A 14,588-nucleotide genomic window follows, 5' to 3' on the forward strand; every position below is an offset into this window, starting at 1 on the left:
CGCAGAAGAAGTCTGCATCAAGACTAACCAAACTGACCGGTCAGTTCAAATAGACGTCACAGGCCGTACTTCTCGAGCAGCCTCAGCCAGACCTCACTGATGGTCGGGTAGGAAGGGACCGCATGCCACAGCCGGTCCAGGGGAACTTCGCCCACTACAGCGATGGTGGCCGCGTGCAGCAGCTCGGCCACGTCGGGCCCGGCGAAGGTGGCGCCCAGGAGGACTTTGCGGTCTTCATCAACCACCAGCTGCGCCCACCCCTCGTAGTTCTCGGAGTGCAGGGAGGAGCCGGCCACCTCGATGGGCAGCTCCACGGACGAGGCGTTGTAGCCGTCTTTCCTGGCAGTTTTCAGCGTGCGGCCCACGCTGGCCAGTTCTGGATCCGTGAAGACGACGCTGGGTACGGCGTGCTGGTTGGCCGTCTGGGCGCAGCTGGTCCAGTCGCCCGGGGCTCCCTTGAGCCGGCCCTTGGCCCGGGCGGCGATGGCGTCACCGGTGGCGCGGGCCTCGTACTTGCCCTGGTGGGTGAAAAGGTTCTTGCCCGCGGCGTCCCCCACGGCATACAGCCAGGCGTCGTCCCCGGGGGCGCCTTCCACGAGGCCGGTGGTGTCCGTGGACAGGCTCAGGTGCCCTGATTCGTCGGGCCCGAAGCCGACACTTTCCAAGCCCAGGCCTTCCAGTGCCGGGTGCCGTCCGGTGGAGACCAGGACCTTTTCTGCCGTGACGGTGGTTCCGTCGCCCAGGCTGACGGTGAGCGTCCCGTCGTCGTTCGCGGTGATCCGTTCGGTGGCCGTATGCAGCCGGAGGGTGACGCCGTCTGCCCGCAATCCCGCCGCGACCAGCGCCGCCGCTTCCTCCGGGAACGTGCCCAGCAGGCCGCTGCGCGCCACCAGGGTAACGTTCGAGCCCAGGCGGGCGAAGGCCTGCGCCAGCTCCGTACCGGCCACTCCGCCGCCCAGGACCGTGAGGCGTTCGGGGATCTCAGCCGCGGACGTTGCTTCGCGGGTGCCCCAGACCTGAACGTCCTCCAGCCCCTCGATGGGAGGGTTGTTGGGGGTCGACCCGGTGGCCAGGACCACCGCGTGCCGGGCCCGCAGCAGGTGTTGCGCCCCGTCCAGCCCGGCAACCTCAACCGTCTTGGGCCCGGTCAGCCAGCCGTGGCCGCGCACCAGCTCGATGCCGGTGTCCTCCGCCCAGCTGACCTGGCTGTCGTCCTGCCAGTTGGACGTGAAGTAGTTGCGGCGTGCCAGGACGGCGGCGGCGTCCAGGGTTCGGGTGACGGCCTCTTTGGCCCCGGGGGTGGTCTGCGCTCCGTGCAGGGCGGTTCCGGGCCGGAGCAGCGCCTTGGATGGCATGCATGCCCAGTAGGAGCATTCACCCCCGATGAGTTCCGCTTCCACCATGACGGCGCTCAGGCCTGCCTGGACCACGCGGCCCGCCACGTTTTCACCTACGGCGCCTGCGCCGATAACAACAACATCAAATTCGCGCTCAGCGGCCTCGGGCATCATGTGCACAGCCTAGCCGGGACGCGCCGCCTGGCGGGCATAAAAAAGGTCCGCACCGGCGAACCGGTGCGGACCTTGTTGGTGCGCCCAAAGGGATTCGAACCCCTGACCTTCTGTTCCGTAGACAGACGCTCTATCCAGCTGAGCTATGGGCGCATTCCGTGTTCCGGGAGAAGAACCGCTCTCCCCGAACCTCGAATTACTTTACGCGAGCCGGGGCCGTAGTGCCAAATCGAAACGCTTGTAATCTCCGCAACTAGACCGGTATAGGTGACCTTTGTCACTTAATCGGCGATTCTGCGGCAAAAATTCCCTGAATTTCCGCGGAATTCACTTTTCTTGACCGGAGATGTCAGTCAAGCTCCCCAAAAACTCCAGTGGTCCGGACCATAGCATTTAGCTCACACCGATGAACCCGAGGAAGGGAACTGCAATGGGCGATCTGGCGCAGAAGCCGCTGCTTGAGAAAGCACCCACCACACATGCCGGCTTGCTGGCATGGGTCGAAGAGGTTGCTGAGCTTACGCAGCCGGACCGCATCTACTGGGTTGACGGGTCCGAAGAGGAAAACACCCGCCTCACCGACGAACTCGTCGCCGCCGGAACTCTCACGCGCCTCAACCAGGACCTGTTCCCGAATTCCTTCGCCGCGTTCTCGGATCCCGCCGACGTAGCACGCGTCGAGGAGCAGACCTTCATCTGCTCGGAAAACAGGCGTGACGCAGGCTTCACCAACAACTGGATGGACCCCCGCGAGATGAAGGACAAGCTGCGCGGGCTCTTCGCCGGGTCCATGCGCGGCCGCACCATGTACGTCATCCCGTTCGTCATGGGCCACCTGGATGCCGAGGACCCCAAGTTCGGCGTGGAAATCACCGACAGCGCCTACGTTGTTGCCTCCATGCGCATCATGGCCCGCATTGGCACGGATGTCCTGAACCGGATCACCGAGACCAACGCCTTCTTCGTCCCGGCCCTGCATTCCCTGGGCGCGCCGCTGGCACCGGGCCAGGATGACGTCCCGTGGCCGTGCAACCCGGACAAGTGGATCGTCCACTTCCCCGAAGAGCGCTCCATTTGGTCCTTTGGCTCCGGCTACGGTGGAAACGCGCTGCTGGGCAAGAAGTGCTACGCCCTGCGGATCGCCTCCGTCATGGCCCGCGACGAAGGCTGGCTGGCAGAGCACATGCTCATCCTCAAGCTGACCTCCCCCGAGCAGAAGACGTACTACATTTCCGCGGCCTTCCCCTCCGCCTGCGGCAAGACCAACCTCGCCCTGCTGGATCCCACCATCAAGGGCTGGAAGGTTGAAACCCTCGGTGACGACATCACCTGGATGCGGTTCGGCAAGGAAGGCGAGCTGCGGGCCGTCAACCCCGAGGCCGGCCTCTTCGGTGTGGCACCCGGTACCGGCTGGGGCACCAACCCCAACGCCATGCGGGCCATCGCCAAGGGCAGCAGCATCTTCACGAACGTGGCGCTGACCGACGACGGCGGCGTGTGGTGGGAGGGCATGACGGACGAGGTGCCCGCGCACCTTACCGACTGGCAGGGCAACTCCTGGACGCCGGATTCGGACAAGCCCGCGGCCCACCCGAACTCACGCTTCTGCACCCCGATCGACCAGATCGACATGTTGGCCGAGGAGTACTTCAGCCCGGACGGCGTGGAGCTCTCTGCCATCCTGTTCGGCGGCCGCCGGAAGACCACCATTCCGCTGGTCACCGAGGCCCGCAGCTGGTCCAACGGCATCTTCATGGGCTCCACCCTTTCCTCCGAAACCACCGCTGCCGCCGCCGGCGCGGTCGGTGTAGTCCGGCGCGACCCCATGGCCATGCTGCCCTTCATCGGCTACGACGCGGGAGACTACCTGAACCACTGGGTAAACCTGTCCGCCAAGGCAAACCCGGAGCGCCTGCCCAAGATCTTCCTGGTCAACTGGTTCCGCCGGAACGCCCAGGGCGGCTTCGCCTGGCCCGGCTTCGGCGACAACGCCCGCGTCCTCAAGTGGGCCATCGAGCGCCTCGAAGGCACGGCAGACGCCGTCGAAACCCCCATCGGCTACGTGCCCACCGGCGAGGCCATCGACCTCGAAGGCCTGGACATGACGGCTGCCCAGGTTGAGGAGGCCGTCAAGGTCGATCCTGCCGAGTGGGCCACCGAGCTGGCCTCCATTGAAGACTGGTTCGCCAACTTCGGCGGCTCGCTGCCCGAAGCCCTGCAGTCCGAACTGGCAGGCCTGAAGGCCCGCTTGGGCTGACCTGCCCTTCATAAGTACGACGACGGCCCCGCACCTTTTCCGGAAGGTGCGGGGCCGTCGTCGTCCCGCGGGCCCGGGAGCGGGCCGCGCGGTGGATTCAGCTCGCGAGCCAGATGTCCGGGCCGAAGACCTCGTAGTGGATCCTGGTGGCGGGAATGCCCGCGTTGATGGCCTCGTTGCGGATGTTCTTCATGAACGGCAGCGGGCCGCAGAGGTAGAGGGACGCATCGGCCGGGAGGTCCACTTCGCGCAGGGACATGAAGCCCTGCCTGGTGCCGTCCACCGGTTGCTCAAGCCAGAGTTGCAGTTCTGCGCCGTCCAGGCGTTCGACGTCGTTGGTCATCTGGCCGCGTAGGGCCCAGCCGTCGAGGGTGCTTTCCGCGTGCAGCACCAGCACCTGCCGGTCAGAGCCGGACTCGGCCAGCGACCGCAGGATGCACGCCGTGGGGGTGCAGCCGATGCCCGCGGAGGCCAGGACCACAGGGCCGTCGTCGTCCTTGAGGGTGATCTCACCATAAGGGTTGGAAATCTCGACGACGTCGCCCACCTGGACGGTGTGGTGCAGGACGGGAGAGACCTCGCCGCCGTCGTCGAGTTTGGTGGTGAAGATGCGGCTGGTGCCGGCATCGCCGGAAAGCGAGTACTGCCGCACCTGCCGCAGTCCGTCGGGGAGCGCCACCTTGACGCTGATGTACTGGCCGGGCAAGGCGGGGGTGACGGGGGTGTCGTCGGCCGGCTCCAAGGTGAAGGTCATGGACCCGGTTCCTGCCGGTGCCTTGGCTGCCACCCGCCAGGGCGTCCACATTTTGTCGTTGGCCTGCGCGGCGTAGAGGCCCTTTTCGAGCTTGATCAGGGCGTCCGCCATCAGCCAGTACACCTCGGTCCAGGCCTCCGCGATTTCAGGAGTGATCACCTCGGCGAGGTCTTCGGCGATGGCGGCGAACAGGTGCTCGTAGACCACCTGGTACTGCGGTTCGGTGATGCCCAGGGAGGCGTGCCGGTGCGCGATGCGGGAAAGGACCGCCTCCGGCAGGGTGCCCGGATTGTTGACCAAGTGGGTGGCGAAGGCTGCGATGCTCCCGGCGAGGGCCTGCTGCTGGTTCCCGGAGCGCTGGTTGGAGCGGCTGAACAGGCCATCCATCAGTTCGGGGTGCGCCGCGAACAGGCGGGCGTAAAAGTTCGGGGTGATGGATCCGATCCTGGAGCCGACCAGCGGCAGGGTGGCCTCAATGACGGGGCGGGACTTGTCCGAGAGCATCTGAACTCCTGAGGTTATGGCCGGGGCCTTCGTCCGGCCGGATGGAAACTTGTATTTCAAATACAAGTATTCGGCCTCAGTTCTACACTGTGTAGAAGTTGGAAATCAAACTGGCAGGTAATGCCCGGATACGTTGGGCTACAAGCCCGGGCGGAGGCCGATCACCTGGAATACGGGCGCCATCTGGCGGGCCTGGGGAAGGTCCGCGATCACCACGGAGTCGAGTTCCGCGTAAAAGGCTTCGCGTGCTCGGGCCAGGGCGCTGCGGAGCCGGCATTCCGTGATCAACGGGCAATTGCCGGCCGGCGACACGCAATCGGCCGGATCCGCCCGGGAATCGAGTTGCCGCAGGATCTGCCCCACGCTGGCGATGCGCCCGGCATGGCTGAGCTGGGACCCGCCGGAGCGGCCCCGGACAACCTCGATCAGCCCCAGGCTCCGCAGCTTGGCCATCGCCTTGCTGACGTGGTTGTAGGGCGTCCCCACCGAGTCCGCGATGCTCTGGGTGGTCAGCAGGGTGCCGTCCGGGACCGCTGCGAGCACCATGAGTGCCCGCAGGCTGACGTCGGCGAAGGCGTTGATCTTCACGGCTGGCGCTGGTCTAGTCCACCCAGATGGCCGGCTCGCTGGCATCCGCGCCCAGCTCGCCAAAATCCCAGGACTGGGTGCTGGGGTTGGCGGCATAAGGCAGGACGGCTGCGAACAGGGAACCGTCCCGGTGCTCCGCGGCCACGTGGATGGCGTCGGAATCCTCTTCCACCAGCAGGATGTCGCACACGACGGCGGCGGCGCGGAAGTCGTCCCGGTTCTGCCGCAGGAGCGCCTGGAGGTCCTGGATCATGGCCTCGGCGTCGAAATCCCCGTCCGTGTCCTCCCCGGCCTCCGCCGGGGAGACGGCAACCAGCCGCACCTCGCCGTCGTTCTGGACAGTGAGCGCGAAGGGCAGGAAGCCGCCGTTGCGCTGGAGCTGCTCCTGGGCCGCGCTCACACCCGTGCCAAGGAGGTTCTCCAGGTCGGTTGCCGTGGCTTCCGGAACAGAATCGCGCCAGCCCTCCTGGCCGCCGGAGCCCTCCGTTGGCTGCCCGGTGTGTTTTGCCATCCGCTGCTAGGCCCGTACCAGCGAGAGGACGCGGTCGCGGACGCGCTCCATGGTGGCCCGGTCCGTCGCCTCGGCATTGAGCCGCAGGAACGGTTCGGTGTTGGAGGGGCGGAGGTTGAACCAGTAGCTGCCGTCGTTGGCCGTGAACGTGCTGCCGTCCAGGGTGTCGATGGTGAGGTCCTCGTCCGCGAAAGCCTGGCGTACCCGCTCCACCGCCGCCGGCTTGTCCTCCACCTCGGAGTTGATCTCGCCGGAGCTGACGTAGGGCTCGTATTCGCGTGCCAGGTCGGACAGCGGGCCGTCCTGCTCGCCCAGTGCTGCCAGGACATGCATGGCCGCCAGCATGCCGGTGTCAGCATTCCAGAAATCGCGGAAGTAGAAGTGCGCGGAGTGTTCGCCGCCGAACACGGCACCTTCCTCGGCCATGACCGCCTTGATGAACGAGTGGCCAACGCGGGTCCGGACAGCACGTCCGCCGTCGTGCTCCACCAGCTCCGCGACGGCACGGGAGGTCAGGAGGTTGTGGATGATCGTGGGCTTTTCCTCGCCCTGCGCCTTGGCGCGGGCGATCTCGCGGCGCGCCACCATCCCGGTGATGGCGGACGGCGACACGGGCTCGCCCTTCTCGTCGATGACGAAGCAGCGGTCTGCGTCGCCGTCGAAGGCCAGGCCGATGTCCGCGCCGTGCTTGATGACCGCTGCCTGGAGGTCGCGGAGGTTCTCCGGCTCCAGCGGGTTGGCGGGGTGGTTGGGGAAGGAGCCATCCAGTTCGAAGTAGAGCGGAACAATGTCGAACGGGAGTTTGTGCAGCAACGCGTCGCCCAGCACGGCGGGAGTGGTCAGGCCTGCCATGCCGTTGCCGGCGTCCACCACCACCTTCAGCGGGCGGGATGCGGAGAGGTCAACCAGCTTGCGCAGGTACTCGGAGTAGTCCTTGAGGACGTCGCGGACGCTGATGTTTCCGCGGGTGCCGGCGGCGGGGATGGACCCGGTGTTGAGGTACTGCTCTGCGAGGGCCTGGATCTCCTTGAGGCCGGTTTCGGAGGAAATCGGGACGGCGCCGGCCTTGGACATCTTGATGCCGTTGTAGGCGGCGGGGTTGTGGCTGGCGGTGAAGGTTGCGCCGGCACGATTGAGGAAACCGCAGGCAAAGTACAGCTCATCGGTGGAGATCAGGTCCAGCAGCTCCACGTTGGCGCCCCGCGTTGCGGCTCCGTTGGCGAAGGCCTTGGTGAACTCGGGGGAGGAAGGGCGCATGTCGCCGCCCACCACGATGGTCTGGCCTTCGAGCTTGAGGACATCCACGAACGCGGCCCCCACGGCTTCGACGATTTCGGCGGTGATCGATTCGCCCACAATCCCTCGGACGTCGTAGGCCTTGAAGGATGCCGAGAGATCAAATGTCGTTGTCTGTTCGCTAGTCACGGGCTTTATCTTACGTGGGCGGCGGGCGCAGCCAAGCTGGTTCCGGGCGCACTTTCGTAACAGCTGGGCGCATTCGGGTGCACCGGCCGGGGCTTTCCACATAGCAGCACCGGGCTGTGCCCGCTGTCAGGGGGTGCTGGGATACTGAATCAATGGCCGATAACCAGTACACGTCCACCCTCGCCACTACCCTTGCCGCAGGTCCGGATGCCCCCGGAACCGCCACCCACGCTGAGGCCCTCGAGGTCCTTCGCGGCCTGGTGGGGCATCCCGGTGCAGTGTTCCACGACGGGCAGTTTGAAGCCATTGAAGCATTGGTCGACGCCGGGCGGCGGGCTTTGGTGGTCCAGCGCACCGGCTGGGGCAAGTCAGCAGTGTACTTCGTGGCCTCCCTGCTGCTGCGGCGCCGGGGCGCCGGGCCCACGCTGATCGTCTCGCCCTTGCTCGCCCTGATGCGCGACCAGGTGGCCGCTGCTGCGAGGGCCGGGGTCCGCGCCGTGGCCATCAACTCTGCCAACCAGCTGGAGTGGGACACGGTCCGTGAGCAGCTGGCTGCCGACGACGTGGACGTCCTCCTGGTCTCCCCGGAACGGCTGACCAACCCCGCGTTCCGTGACAACCAGTTGCCTGAACTCCTCCGCCGGACCGGCCTGCTCGTGATCGACGAAGCCCACTGCATTTCCGACTGGGGCCACGATTTCCGCCCCGACTACCGCCGCATCGCCGACCTCATCACGCGGCTGCCCGATTCGGTGCCGGTCCTGGCCACCACGGCCACGGCCAATTCGCGGGTGGTGCACGATATCGAGGAACAACTCGGTGCCGGGGTCCTGACCATCCGCGGTGCCTTGGGCCGCGATTCGCTGCGGCTTGGCGTCCTGTCACTTCCCGATTCCAAAGCGCGCCTGGGCTGGCTGCTGACGCACCTCTCAGACCTCCCCGGCAGCGGCATTATCTACACCCTGACGGTGTCCGCAGCGGAGGACACCGCCAGGCTGCTCGCCGAGGCCGGGCACCACGTGCTCGCCTACACCGGCCGGACCGATCCGGCCGACCGGGAACGGGCGGAGCAACTGCTGAAGGACAACGAAGTCAAGGCGCTGGTGGCCACGTCGGCACTGGGGATGGGCTTCGACAAACCGGACCTCGGCTTCGTTGTCCACCTGGGCGCGCCGTCGTCGCCCGTGGCCTACTACCAGCAGGTGGGCCGTGCCGGCCGTGGCGCCGCCAACGCCGACGTCCTGCTGCTTCCCGGCTCCGAGGACCGCGAAATCTGGCAATACTTCGCCACCGCCTCCATGCCGTCCGAGAAGAAAGCCGGGGCCGTCCTGACCGCCCTGGCCGAGGCCGGAACGGCGCTGTCAACGGTGGCACTCGAAGCCAGGGTTGACCTGCGGCGCACCCCGCTTGAGTTGCTGCTGAAGGTGCTGTCCGTGGACGGCGCCGTGGAACGGGTGGGCGGCGGCTGGCGCTCCACCGGGCAGCCCTGGACCTACGACGCCGAACGCTACAGCCGGATCGCCGAGGCGCGCGTGGACGAGCAGGACTCCATGGTGATCTACCAGGACACGGCGGGCTGCCGCATGGAGTACATCACCTCGGTCCTGGACGATGAGACGGCGCGGCCCTGCGGCCGGTGCGACAACTGCGCAGGCCAATGGTTCCCCGCCGACGTCGCGGCCGAGGCCACGGCGGCCGCCGGCCAGACCCTGAGCAGGGCAGGCGGAGTCCTGGAGCCGCGCCTGCAGTGGCCCAACGGCATGGACCGCCTGGGGGTTCCGGTGAAGGGCAAGCTCAAGCCCGGGGAAGGCCTTGCGGACGGGCGGGTCCTCGCCCGGCTGACTGACCTGGGCTGGGGCGGGGCCTTGCGGGAGCTGTTCGCCTCCGGCGCGCTGGACCGGCCGGTGGATCCCGGGATGCTCCAGGCCTGCGTACAGGTGCTGCGCGAATGGGGCACCGGGGACTCCCGGAACCCGGGATGGAGCGGAGCCGGCAGGCCGGCCGCGATCGTCAGCATCCCTTCCCGCAGCAAACCGCAACTGGTGGGTTCGCTGGCCCGCGGGATCTCGGATATCGGGCGCATCCCCTACCTTGGCGAGCTGCAGTTGGCGCACGGCGGTCCCACCGGCGGCCGTGGCGGGAACAGCGCGTACAGGCTGGCCGGAGTCTGGGACCGGCTGGTGGTAGGGCCGGAACTTGAAGCCGCGCTGCAGTCCGCCCAGGGCCAGCCGGTCATGCTGATTGACGACCTCGCGGACAGCCGGTGGACCCTTACGGTCGCCGGGCGCGCCCTTCGGCAGGCCGGGGCGGGAGCGGTGCTTCCCCTGATTTTGGCCCAGGCCGGCTGACGGCAGCCCCGGCGTGCCGCGGCAGCAGGATGCTGTCCGCGGTGCTGGCCAGCATCAGGACGGCCATGGCCAGGAACGCGGCCCGGAATGGTCCGGCGGCGTCCTGGTGCCCGAGGGAAACCCCATCAAACGTCCGGATCAGCAGGGCTGCGACGGCGATTCCCGACCCCGTCGCAAGCTGCACCAGGGTCGCCGACACCGTGTTGGCGGAGGTGAGTTGGGCCGGCGGGATGTCCGCGTACTGGACGGACGCATATGACGAAAAGCCGATGGAGCGGAACGCCCCGCTGCAGACCAGCAGCGCGAACATCAATGCTTCCGGGGTCTCAGGCGTCAGCAGGGCGCAGGCGGCGAACGTCAGGGCGGACGCCAGCGAGGCAAACACCAGCATCGCCTTGAAGCCAAATTTCCGGATCAACGGCGTGGTGGCCGGCTTGATGCCGATGTTGCCGATGAACACTGCGGCCACGAGTGCTCCGGCGTGCAGGGGAGTCCATCCGAATCCGGTCTGGAACATCAGCGGCAACAGGAAGGGGACCGAGCTGATGGTCACCCGGTACACGAAACCACCGGTAGCCATGGCCCGGAACGTGCGGGCGCGGAAGACTTGCAGGTTGAACAGTGGATGCGGGGTGCGCCGCATCCACAAAACGGCCCCCGTGAGCGCTGCGGCCCCGGCGGCGGCGCTGATCCCGGCCCAGGGCAGTTCGGGGTGGCTGCTGGCAAGTTCCAGGCCGGCCACGAGCGCCCCGACCCCGATAGTGGTCAGTGCCATGCCGGGCCAGTCCAAGCGCCGGCCGGGATCGCCCGGCGCTACCGGGACCAGCCGGAGCGAAGCCAGGAACGCGGCGGCACCGAGCGGAAGGTTGACCAGGAAGATCCAGTGCCAGGACAGGTAGGTGGTGAGCGCTCCGCCCACCAGCGGCGCGAGGACCGGTGCCAGGAGCCCGGGCCACACCAGGAACGCGGTGGCGCGCAGCAACTCCGACTTCGGTGTGCCGCGCAGGACCACCAGGGTGCCCACCGGGACCATCATGGCGCCACCCGCCCCCTGGGCAATACGGCTCAAGGTCAGGGTGGTGAGGTCCTGGCTGAGGGCGCAGGCGAGCGACGCCAGGGTGAAGACGGCGATTGCCAGGCAAAAGATCCGGCGCGCACCAAACCGTTCTGCCAGCCAGCCGCTGAGGGGAATGCCGATGGCCACCGTCAGCAGGTAGGCGGTCATGGTGATGTTCACGTCCGCTGCGGGGATGGCGAAGTCCGCGGAAATGCTGGGGATGGCGGTGGTGAGGACCGTTCCGTCAAGGAACTCCATGAAGAAGGTCGCCGCCACCAGGAGTGCCAGGCGGGGATTCCATGCCGTCCGGGTGCCCTCGGGCCGGGGTAAGTTGCTGCGTGGCGCCATGGGCCAATCCTGCCACCGCGGCGGCAGGCACCGCTCGCCACGTCCGGCTGCCGGACAGCGTTTTCCGAGTGGACGGGGCGGTTTTCCGAGTGGGCGAGGCGCAAAGTCCGTCGTATCAGAAGCTTGTTCGCGTCTGCGCACCCTTCAAGGTGCTGATGCGCGAACGGGCTTAGGACTGGCCAGGGGCGCCCCCGAGGCCGGGCCCGGAAACGCAAAAGGCCCCGGTCCAGGGACCGGGGCCAAACGCGGAGACGGGGGGATTTGAACCCCCGGTCGAGTTTAACCCCGACCCTTCATTAGCAGTGAAGTCCATTCGGCCGCTCTGGCACGTCTCCAATTGCTATTCCTAGCCCACCAAGGATACGCAGATCCGGCCATGCAGTGCAAAACGGTGCCCGGCCAGGCAAACCCGCCGGCCGCTATGGCGCCACCCCTGGCAGCCAGGCCCGGGATGCCGGCGCAGGGAGGGCCTAGGAGAGGCGTCGCTCCGCGCGGACCATCCGGATTTCCGGCAGGTCCTCCCAGTCAGCCAGGACATCCTCGGCGCCGTCAGGTTCAAAGCCGAAGCGGCGGTAGAAACCGATGGCATTGCTGTTCGCCGCCGCCACCCAGAGGCTCGCCGCCTGGGTGCCCAGTGCAGCGGTCAGCAGTTGGCCGCCAAGGCCGATGCGCTGGTGCGAGGCCAGCAAATACAAGCCCCACAGCTCCAGGTCGCCGGAAGCGGGCGGCGGGTGCCCCTCGGGGGAACCCGGGGCGGGCAGCCGCCGCCGGCCGGCGAAACCGACCACGGTAGCGCCGTCGCAGGCCACCCACGCCTCGGCGGGGTCCGGACGGTCCAGCAGGTGCCGCCACAGGGCAAGCCGGCCTGCGGGATCCACCGAGGCAAGGAAGGCACCGGTCAACATGCCCCGGTACGTTTCCCGCCAGCAGCGGATGTGTACCTGGGCCAGCTGTTCAATGTCTCCGGCCACTGCCCTGCGGACCGCTACTCCGGCCGCCATTCAGCCCGCCAGCGCCTTCCAGAGGAAATGCTGGCTGCGGGCCTGGAGCGCGGCAGCCTGCCGGTTGTCGGAGGCGCCGGCGTGGCCGCCTTCCAACGCTTCGTGGAACCACACGTTCGGGATTCCCATGGCCAGCATCCGGGCGGCCATCTTCCGAGCTTGGACCGGGCCCACCCGGTCGTCCGAGGTGGCCGTCCAGATGAAGGTTTCCGGGTACTCCACCGCGTCCTTGAGCAGGTGGTACGGCGAAAAGGTCCTGATGTACTCCCACTGTTCGGGAACATCCGGGTCGCCGTACTCGGCGATCCAGGAGTGCCCGGCAGACAGCTTGGTGTAGCGGCGCATGTCCAGCAGCGGCACACCGCAGGAGACCGCCCTGAAAAGTTCCGGATACCTGGTGAGCATGTTCCCCACCAGCAGGCCGCCGTTGGAGCCGCCCACGCAACCGAGCCGCCGCGGGGAGGTCACTCCGCGTGAGATCAGGTCCCGGGCCACCGCTGCGAAGTCCTGGTAGGCCTTGTGCCGGTTTTCCTTCAGCGCGGCACGGTGCCACGCCGGCCCGTACTCGCCGCCGCCACGGATGTTCGCCACCACGTACACCCCGCCGCGCGAGTGCTGTGACTTCCCGTCGCTGCCGTCCGACAAAGCCGTCCGCCGCTCAAGCCACGCCCTGCCGACCGTGCCGCTGTACGCGGGCGTCCGGGAGACCTCGAATCCGCCGTAGCCGGAGAGCTGGGTGGGGTTCTGCCCGTCCAAGGCCAGCCCGCGCGGGGCTACCTGGAAATACGGGACCCGGGTGCCGTCGTCGGACACGGCGAAGTGCTGCTCCACCTCATAGTCGCCGTCAGCGAAGAACGACGGCGAGGCCTTGATGGCGGCGTGCCGGCTCACCACGCCGGGCGTTCCGTCGCCTGCCCTGTCCTGGGCGCTCCGCTCCAGGGTGCCGCGCATGAGGGTGGTGGGGGTGGTGAAGCCCGTGGCGATGAGCCAAAAGTCATCGCCCGCGCCGCCGTTGGCCGGCTCGTCGTCCTCGTCGTCCACGGCGTAGGCGTTCACGTCGTGGAGCGGCGGGCAGGCGTCCAGGGGCGTGGCCGCCCAGCCGCCGTCGGCCGACAGGGAGGGATCCAGCACCCGGATCTCGGAGGAAACGTCCCGGAGCAGGTTGAGCAGCAGGAAGTTCCGGGTCCAGCTCCACGACTGCAGCGAGGTGTGGGCATCGGGCGTGAACAGGACCGTGAGTTGCCGGTTGCCCGCGAGGTAGTCCTCGAACCCGGCCGCGAGCAGGGCGCCGGACGGGTACGTGGTGCCGTCCACAGTCCAGTCCTGCTGCGGACGGAAGAGCAGCCAGTCGCGGTGGGCGCTCACGTTGACGTCCGTGGGCACGTCGATCGGCACCCACTCGTCGCCCCGCAGCACCAGGTTGGTGCGGTTGAAGAAGTCGATGTAGTCCACCGCGAAGGTACGCTCAAAGCCGGGGGTGGAATCGTGCGCCACGATGGTCATCATGTGGTCCTCGGGCACCTCGAACAGGCGTGGGGCGCCGGCCAGGGAATCGCCGCGCTTCAGGGTCACCGCGGTCCGGGCGTACGAGGACGCCGTCCGGGGCAGGCCATCCGCGGTGGAGGCAACCAGCAGGGTGTCCGCGTCCAGCCAGGACACGTTGCCTTTGGCGGTCGGGAGGTCGAATCCGCCCTCCGCCGGATCCACGAAGCCGCGTGCCTCGACGTCGAACTCGCGGTACCGGTTCGCGTCGCCGCCGTCGGGGGAAAGGGCCAGCAGGGCCAGCCGGTAGGGCTCGCCCGCGGCCGGACGCAGGAACGTGGCGCCGTGGAACACCCACTCTTCGTCCTCAGCCTTGGCCAGTGCATCAATGTCCAGCAGGACGTCCCACTCCGGGGAATCGGTGCAGTAGCTCTCCCAGGTGGTGCGGCGCCAGAGGCCCTTGGGGTTCTGCCGGTCCTTCCAGAAGTTGTAGTACCAGTCGCCGCGCTTGCCCACCATGGCGATCCGGTCGGTGGAATCCAGGACTTCGAGGATGCCCGCTTCCAGTTCCGCGTAGTCAGCGCCCTCGAGCAGGTCCTCGGTGCGGGAATTCTGCTCCTTGACCCAGGCCAGCTGCTCCTCGCCGTAGATGTCCTCCAGCCACACATTCTCGTCGACTGGTTCGGGGGCGGCGCCGGGGGACGGGGTAGCGGTGGTGTCACGGCCGGGACCGGGAACGGACTCTTGATCAGCTGCTGTGGTGGTCATGCGCCCCATCCAAACAACATCCCCCAATGCTGGC

The 14,588-nt window shown here is 67.6% G+C and carries 10 protein-coding genes and 2 tRNA genes; 2 read left to right on the forward strand and 10 right to left on the reverse strand.

All coding sequences use genetic code 11. The annotated features are described in order from the left end of the window. Positions 1–56: 56 nt before the first annotated feature. Together QRM95_RS08855 and QRM95_RS08860 are read right to left on the reverse strand one after the other, a co-directional pair. Complete coding sequence (locus tag QRM95_RS08855; protein ID WP_285247418.1) at positions 57–1,511, reverse strand: dihydrolipoyl dehydrogenase family protein; 1,455 nt, start codon at positions 1,509–1,511, stop codon at positions 57–59. Positions 1,512–1,587: 76 nt separating this feature from the next. Then, positions 1,588–1,664, reverse strand: a tRNA-Arg gene (locus tag QRM95_RS08860). 277 nt (positions 1,665–1,941) lie between these two features. Between QRM95_RS08860 and QRM95_RS08865 the strand changes: the two genes are divergently transcribed. Beyond that, positions 1,942–3,768, forward strand: a complete 1,827-nt coding sequence (locus QRM95_RS08865) for a phosphoenolpyruvate carboxykinase (GTP) (protein WP_285247419.1) — start codon at positions 1,942–1,944, stop codon at positions 3,766–3,768. A 97-nt stretch (positions 3,769–3,865) separates the two neighbouring features. Here QRM95_RS08865 and QRM95_RS08870 read toward each other — a convergent pair whose 3' ends face one another. From QRM95_RS08870 to QRM95_RS08885, 4 genes are all read right to left on the reverse strand, one after another. Continuing rightward, positions 3,866–5,026 (reverse strand): globin domain-containing protein, encoded by a 1,161-nt coding sequence (locus QRM95_RS08870; RefSeq protein WP_285247420.1) that lies wholly within the window; start codon positions 5,024–5,026, stop codon positions 3,866–3,868. A 138-nt stretch (positions 5,027–5,164) separates the two neighbouring features. Continuing rightward, the gene (locus tag QRM95_RS08875; RefSeq protein ID WP_285247421.1) at positions 5,165–5,614 is read right to left on the reverse strand and encodes an RrF2 family transcriptional regulator; all 450 of its coding nucleotides are present in this window, start codon (positions 5,612–5,614) and stop codon (positions 5,165–5,167) included. Positions 5,615–5,627: 13 nt separating this feature from the next. Further along, complete coding sequence (locus tag QRM95_RS08880; RefSeq protein ID WP_285247422.1) at positions 5,628–6,125, reverse strand: hypothetical protein; 498 nt, start codon at positions 6,123–6,125, stop codon at positions 5,628–5,630. Positions 6,126–6,131: 6 nt separating this feature from the next. Continuing rightward, positions 6,132–7,550 carry a phosphomannomutase/phosphoglucomutase gene (locus tag QRM95_RS08885; protein WP_285247423.1) on the reverse strand — a complete coding sequence of 473 codons (1,419 nt, stop codon included), beginning with the start codon at positions 7,548–7,550 and terminating at the stop codon, positions 6,132–6,134. Positions 7,551–7,702: 152 nt separating this feature from the next. Here QRM95_RS08885 and QRM95_RS08890 point away from each other — a divergent pair, with 152 nt between their 5' ends. Continuing rightward, on the forward strand, positions 7,703–9,898 hold the full coding sequence (locus QRM95_RS08890) for a RecQ family ATP-dependent DNA helicase (protein WP_285247424.1): 2,196 nt from the start codon (positions 7,703–7,705) through the stop codon (positions 9,896–9,898). Here the strand turns inward: QRM95_RS08890 and QRM95_RS08895 are convergent. The 4 genes from QRM95_RS08895 to QRM95_RS08910 all read right to left on the reverse strand — a co-directional run bounded on the left by QRM95_RS08895 (position 9,822) and on the right by QRM95_RS08910 (position 14,554). Then, positions 9,822–11,303, reverse strand: coding sequence for an MFS transporter (locus QRM95_RS08895; RefSeq protein WP_285247425.1), 1,482 nt, complete (start codon positions 11,301–11,303; stop codon positions 9,822–9,824). The genes QRM95_RS08890 and QRM95_RS08895 overlap by 77 nt on opposite strands. A 246-nt stretch (positions 11,304–11,549) precedes the next feature. Then, positions 11,550–11,638 (reverse strand) — tRNA-Ser (locus QRM95_RS08900). 135 nt (positions 11,639–11,773) lie between these two features. After that, positions 11,774–12,304: a GNAT family N-acetyltransferase gene (locus QRM95_RS08905; protein WP_285247426.1), complete on the reverse strand. Its 531-nt coding sequence runs from the start codon at positions 12,302–12,304 to the stop codon at positions 11,774–11,776. Continuing rightward, positions 12,305–14,554: a prolyl oligopeptidase family serine peptidase gene (locus QRM95_RS08910; RefSeq protein ID WP_285247427.1), complete on the reverse strand. Its 2,250-nt coding sequence runs from the start codon at positions 14,552–14,554 to the stop codon at positions 12,305–12,307. It lies immediately after the preceding gene. Between the last annotated feature and the right edge of the window lie 34 nt (positions 14,555–14,588).

Source organism: Pseudarthrobacter sp. efr-133-R2A-89 (assembly GCF_030209315.1).
Classification (GTDB): Bacteria; Actinomycetota; Actinomycetes; order Actinomycetales; family Micrococcaceae; genus Arthrobacter.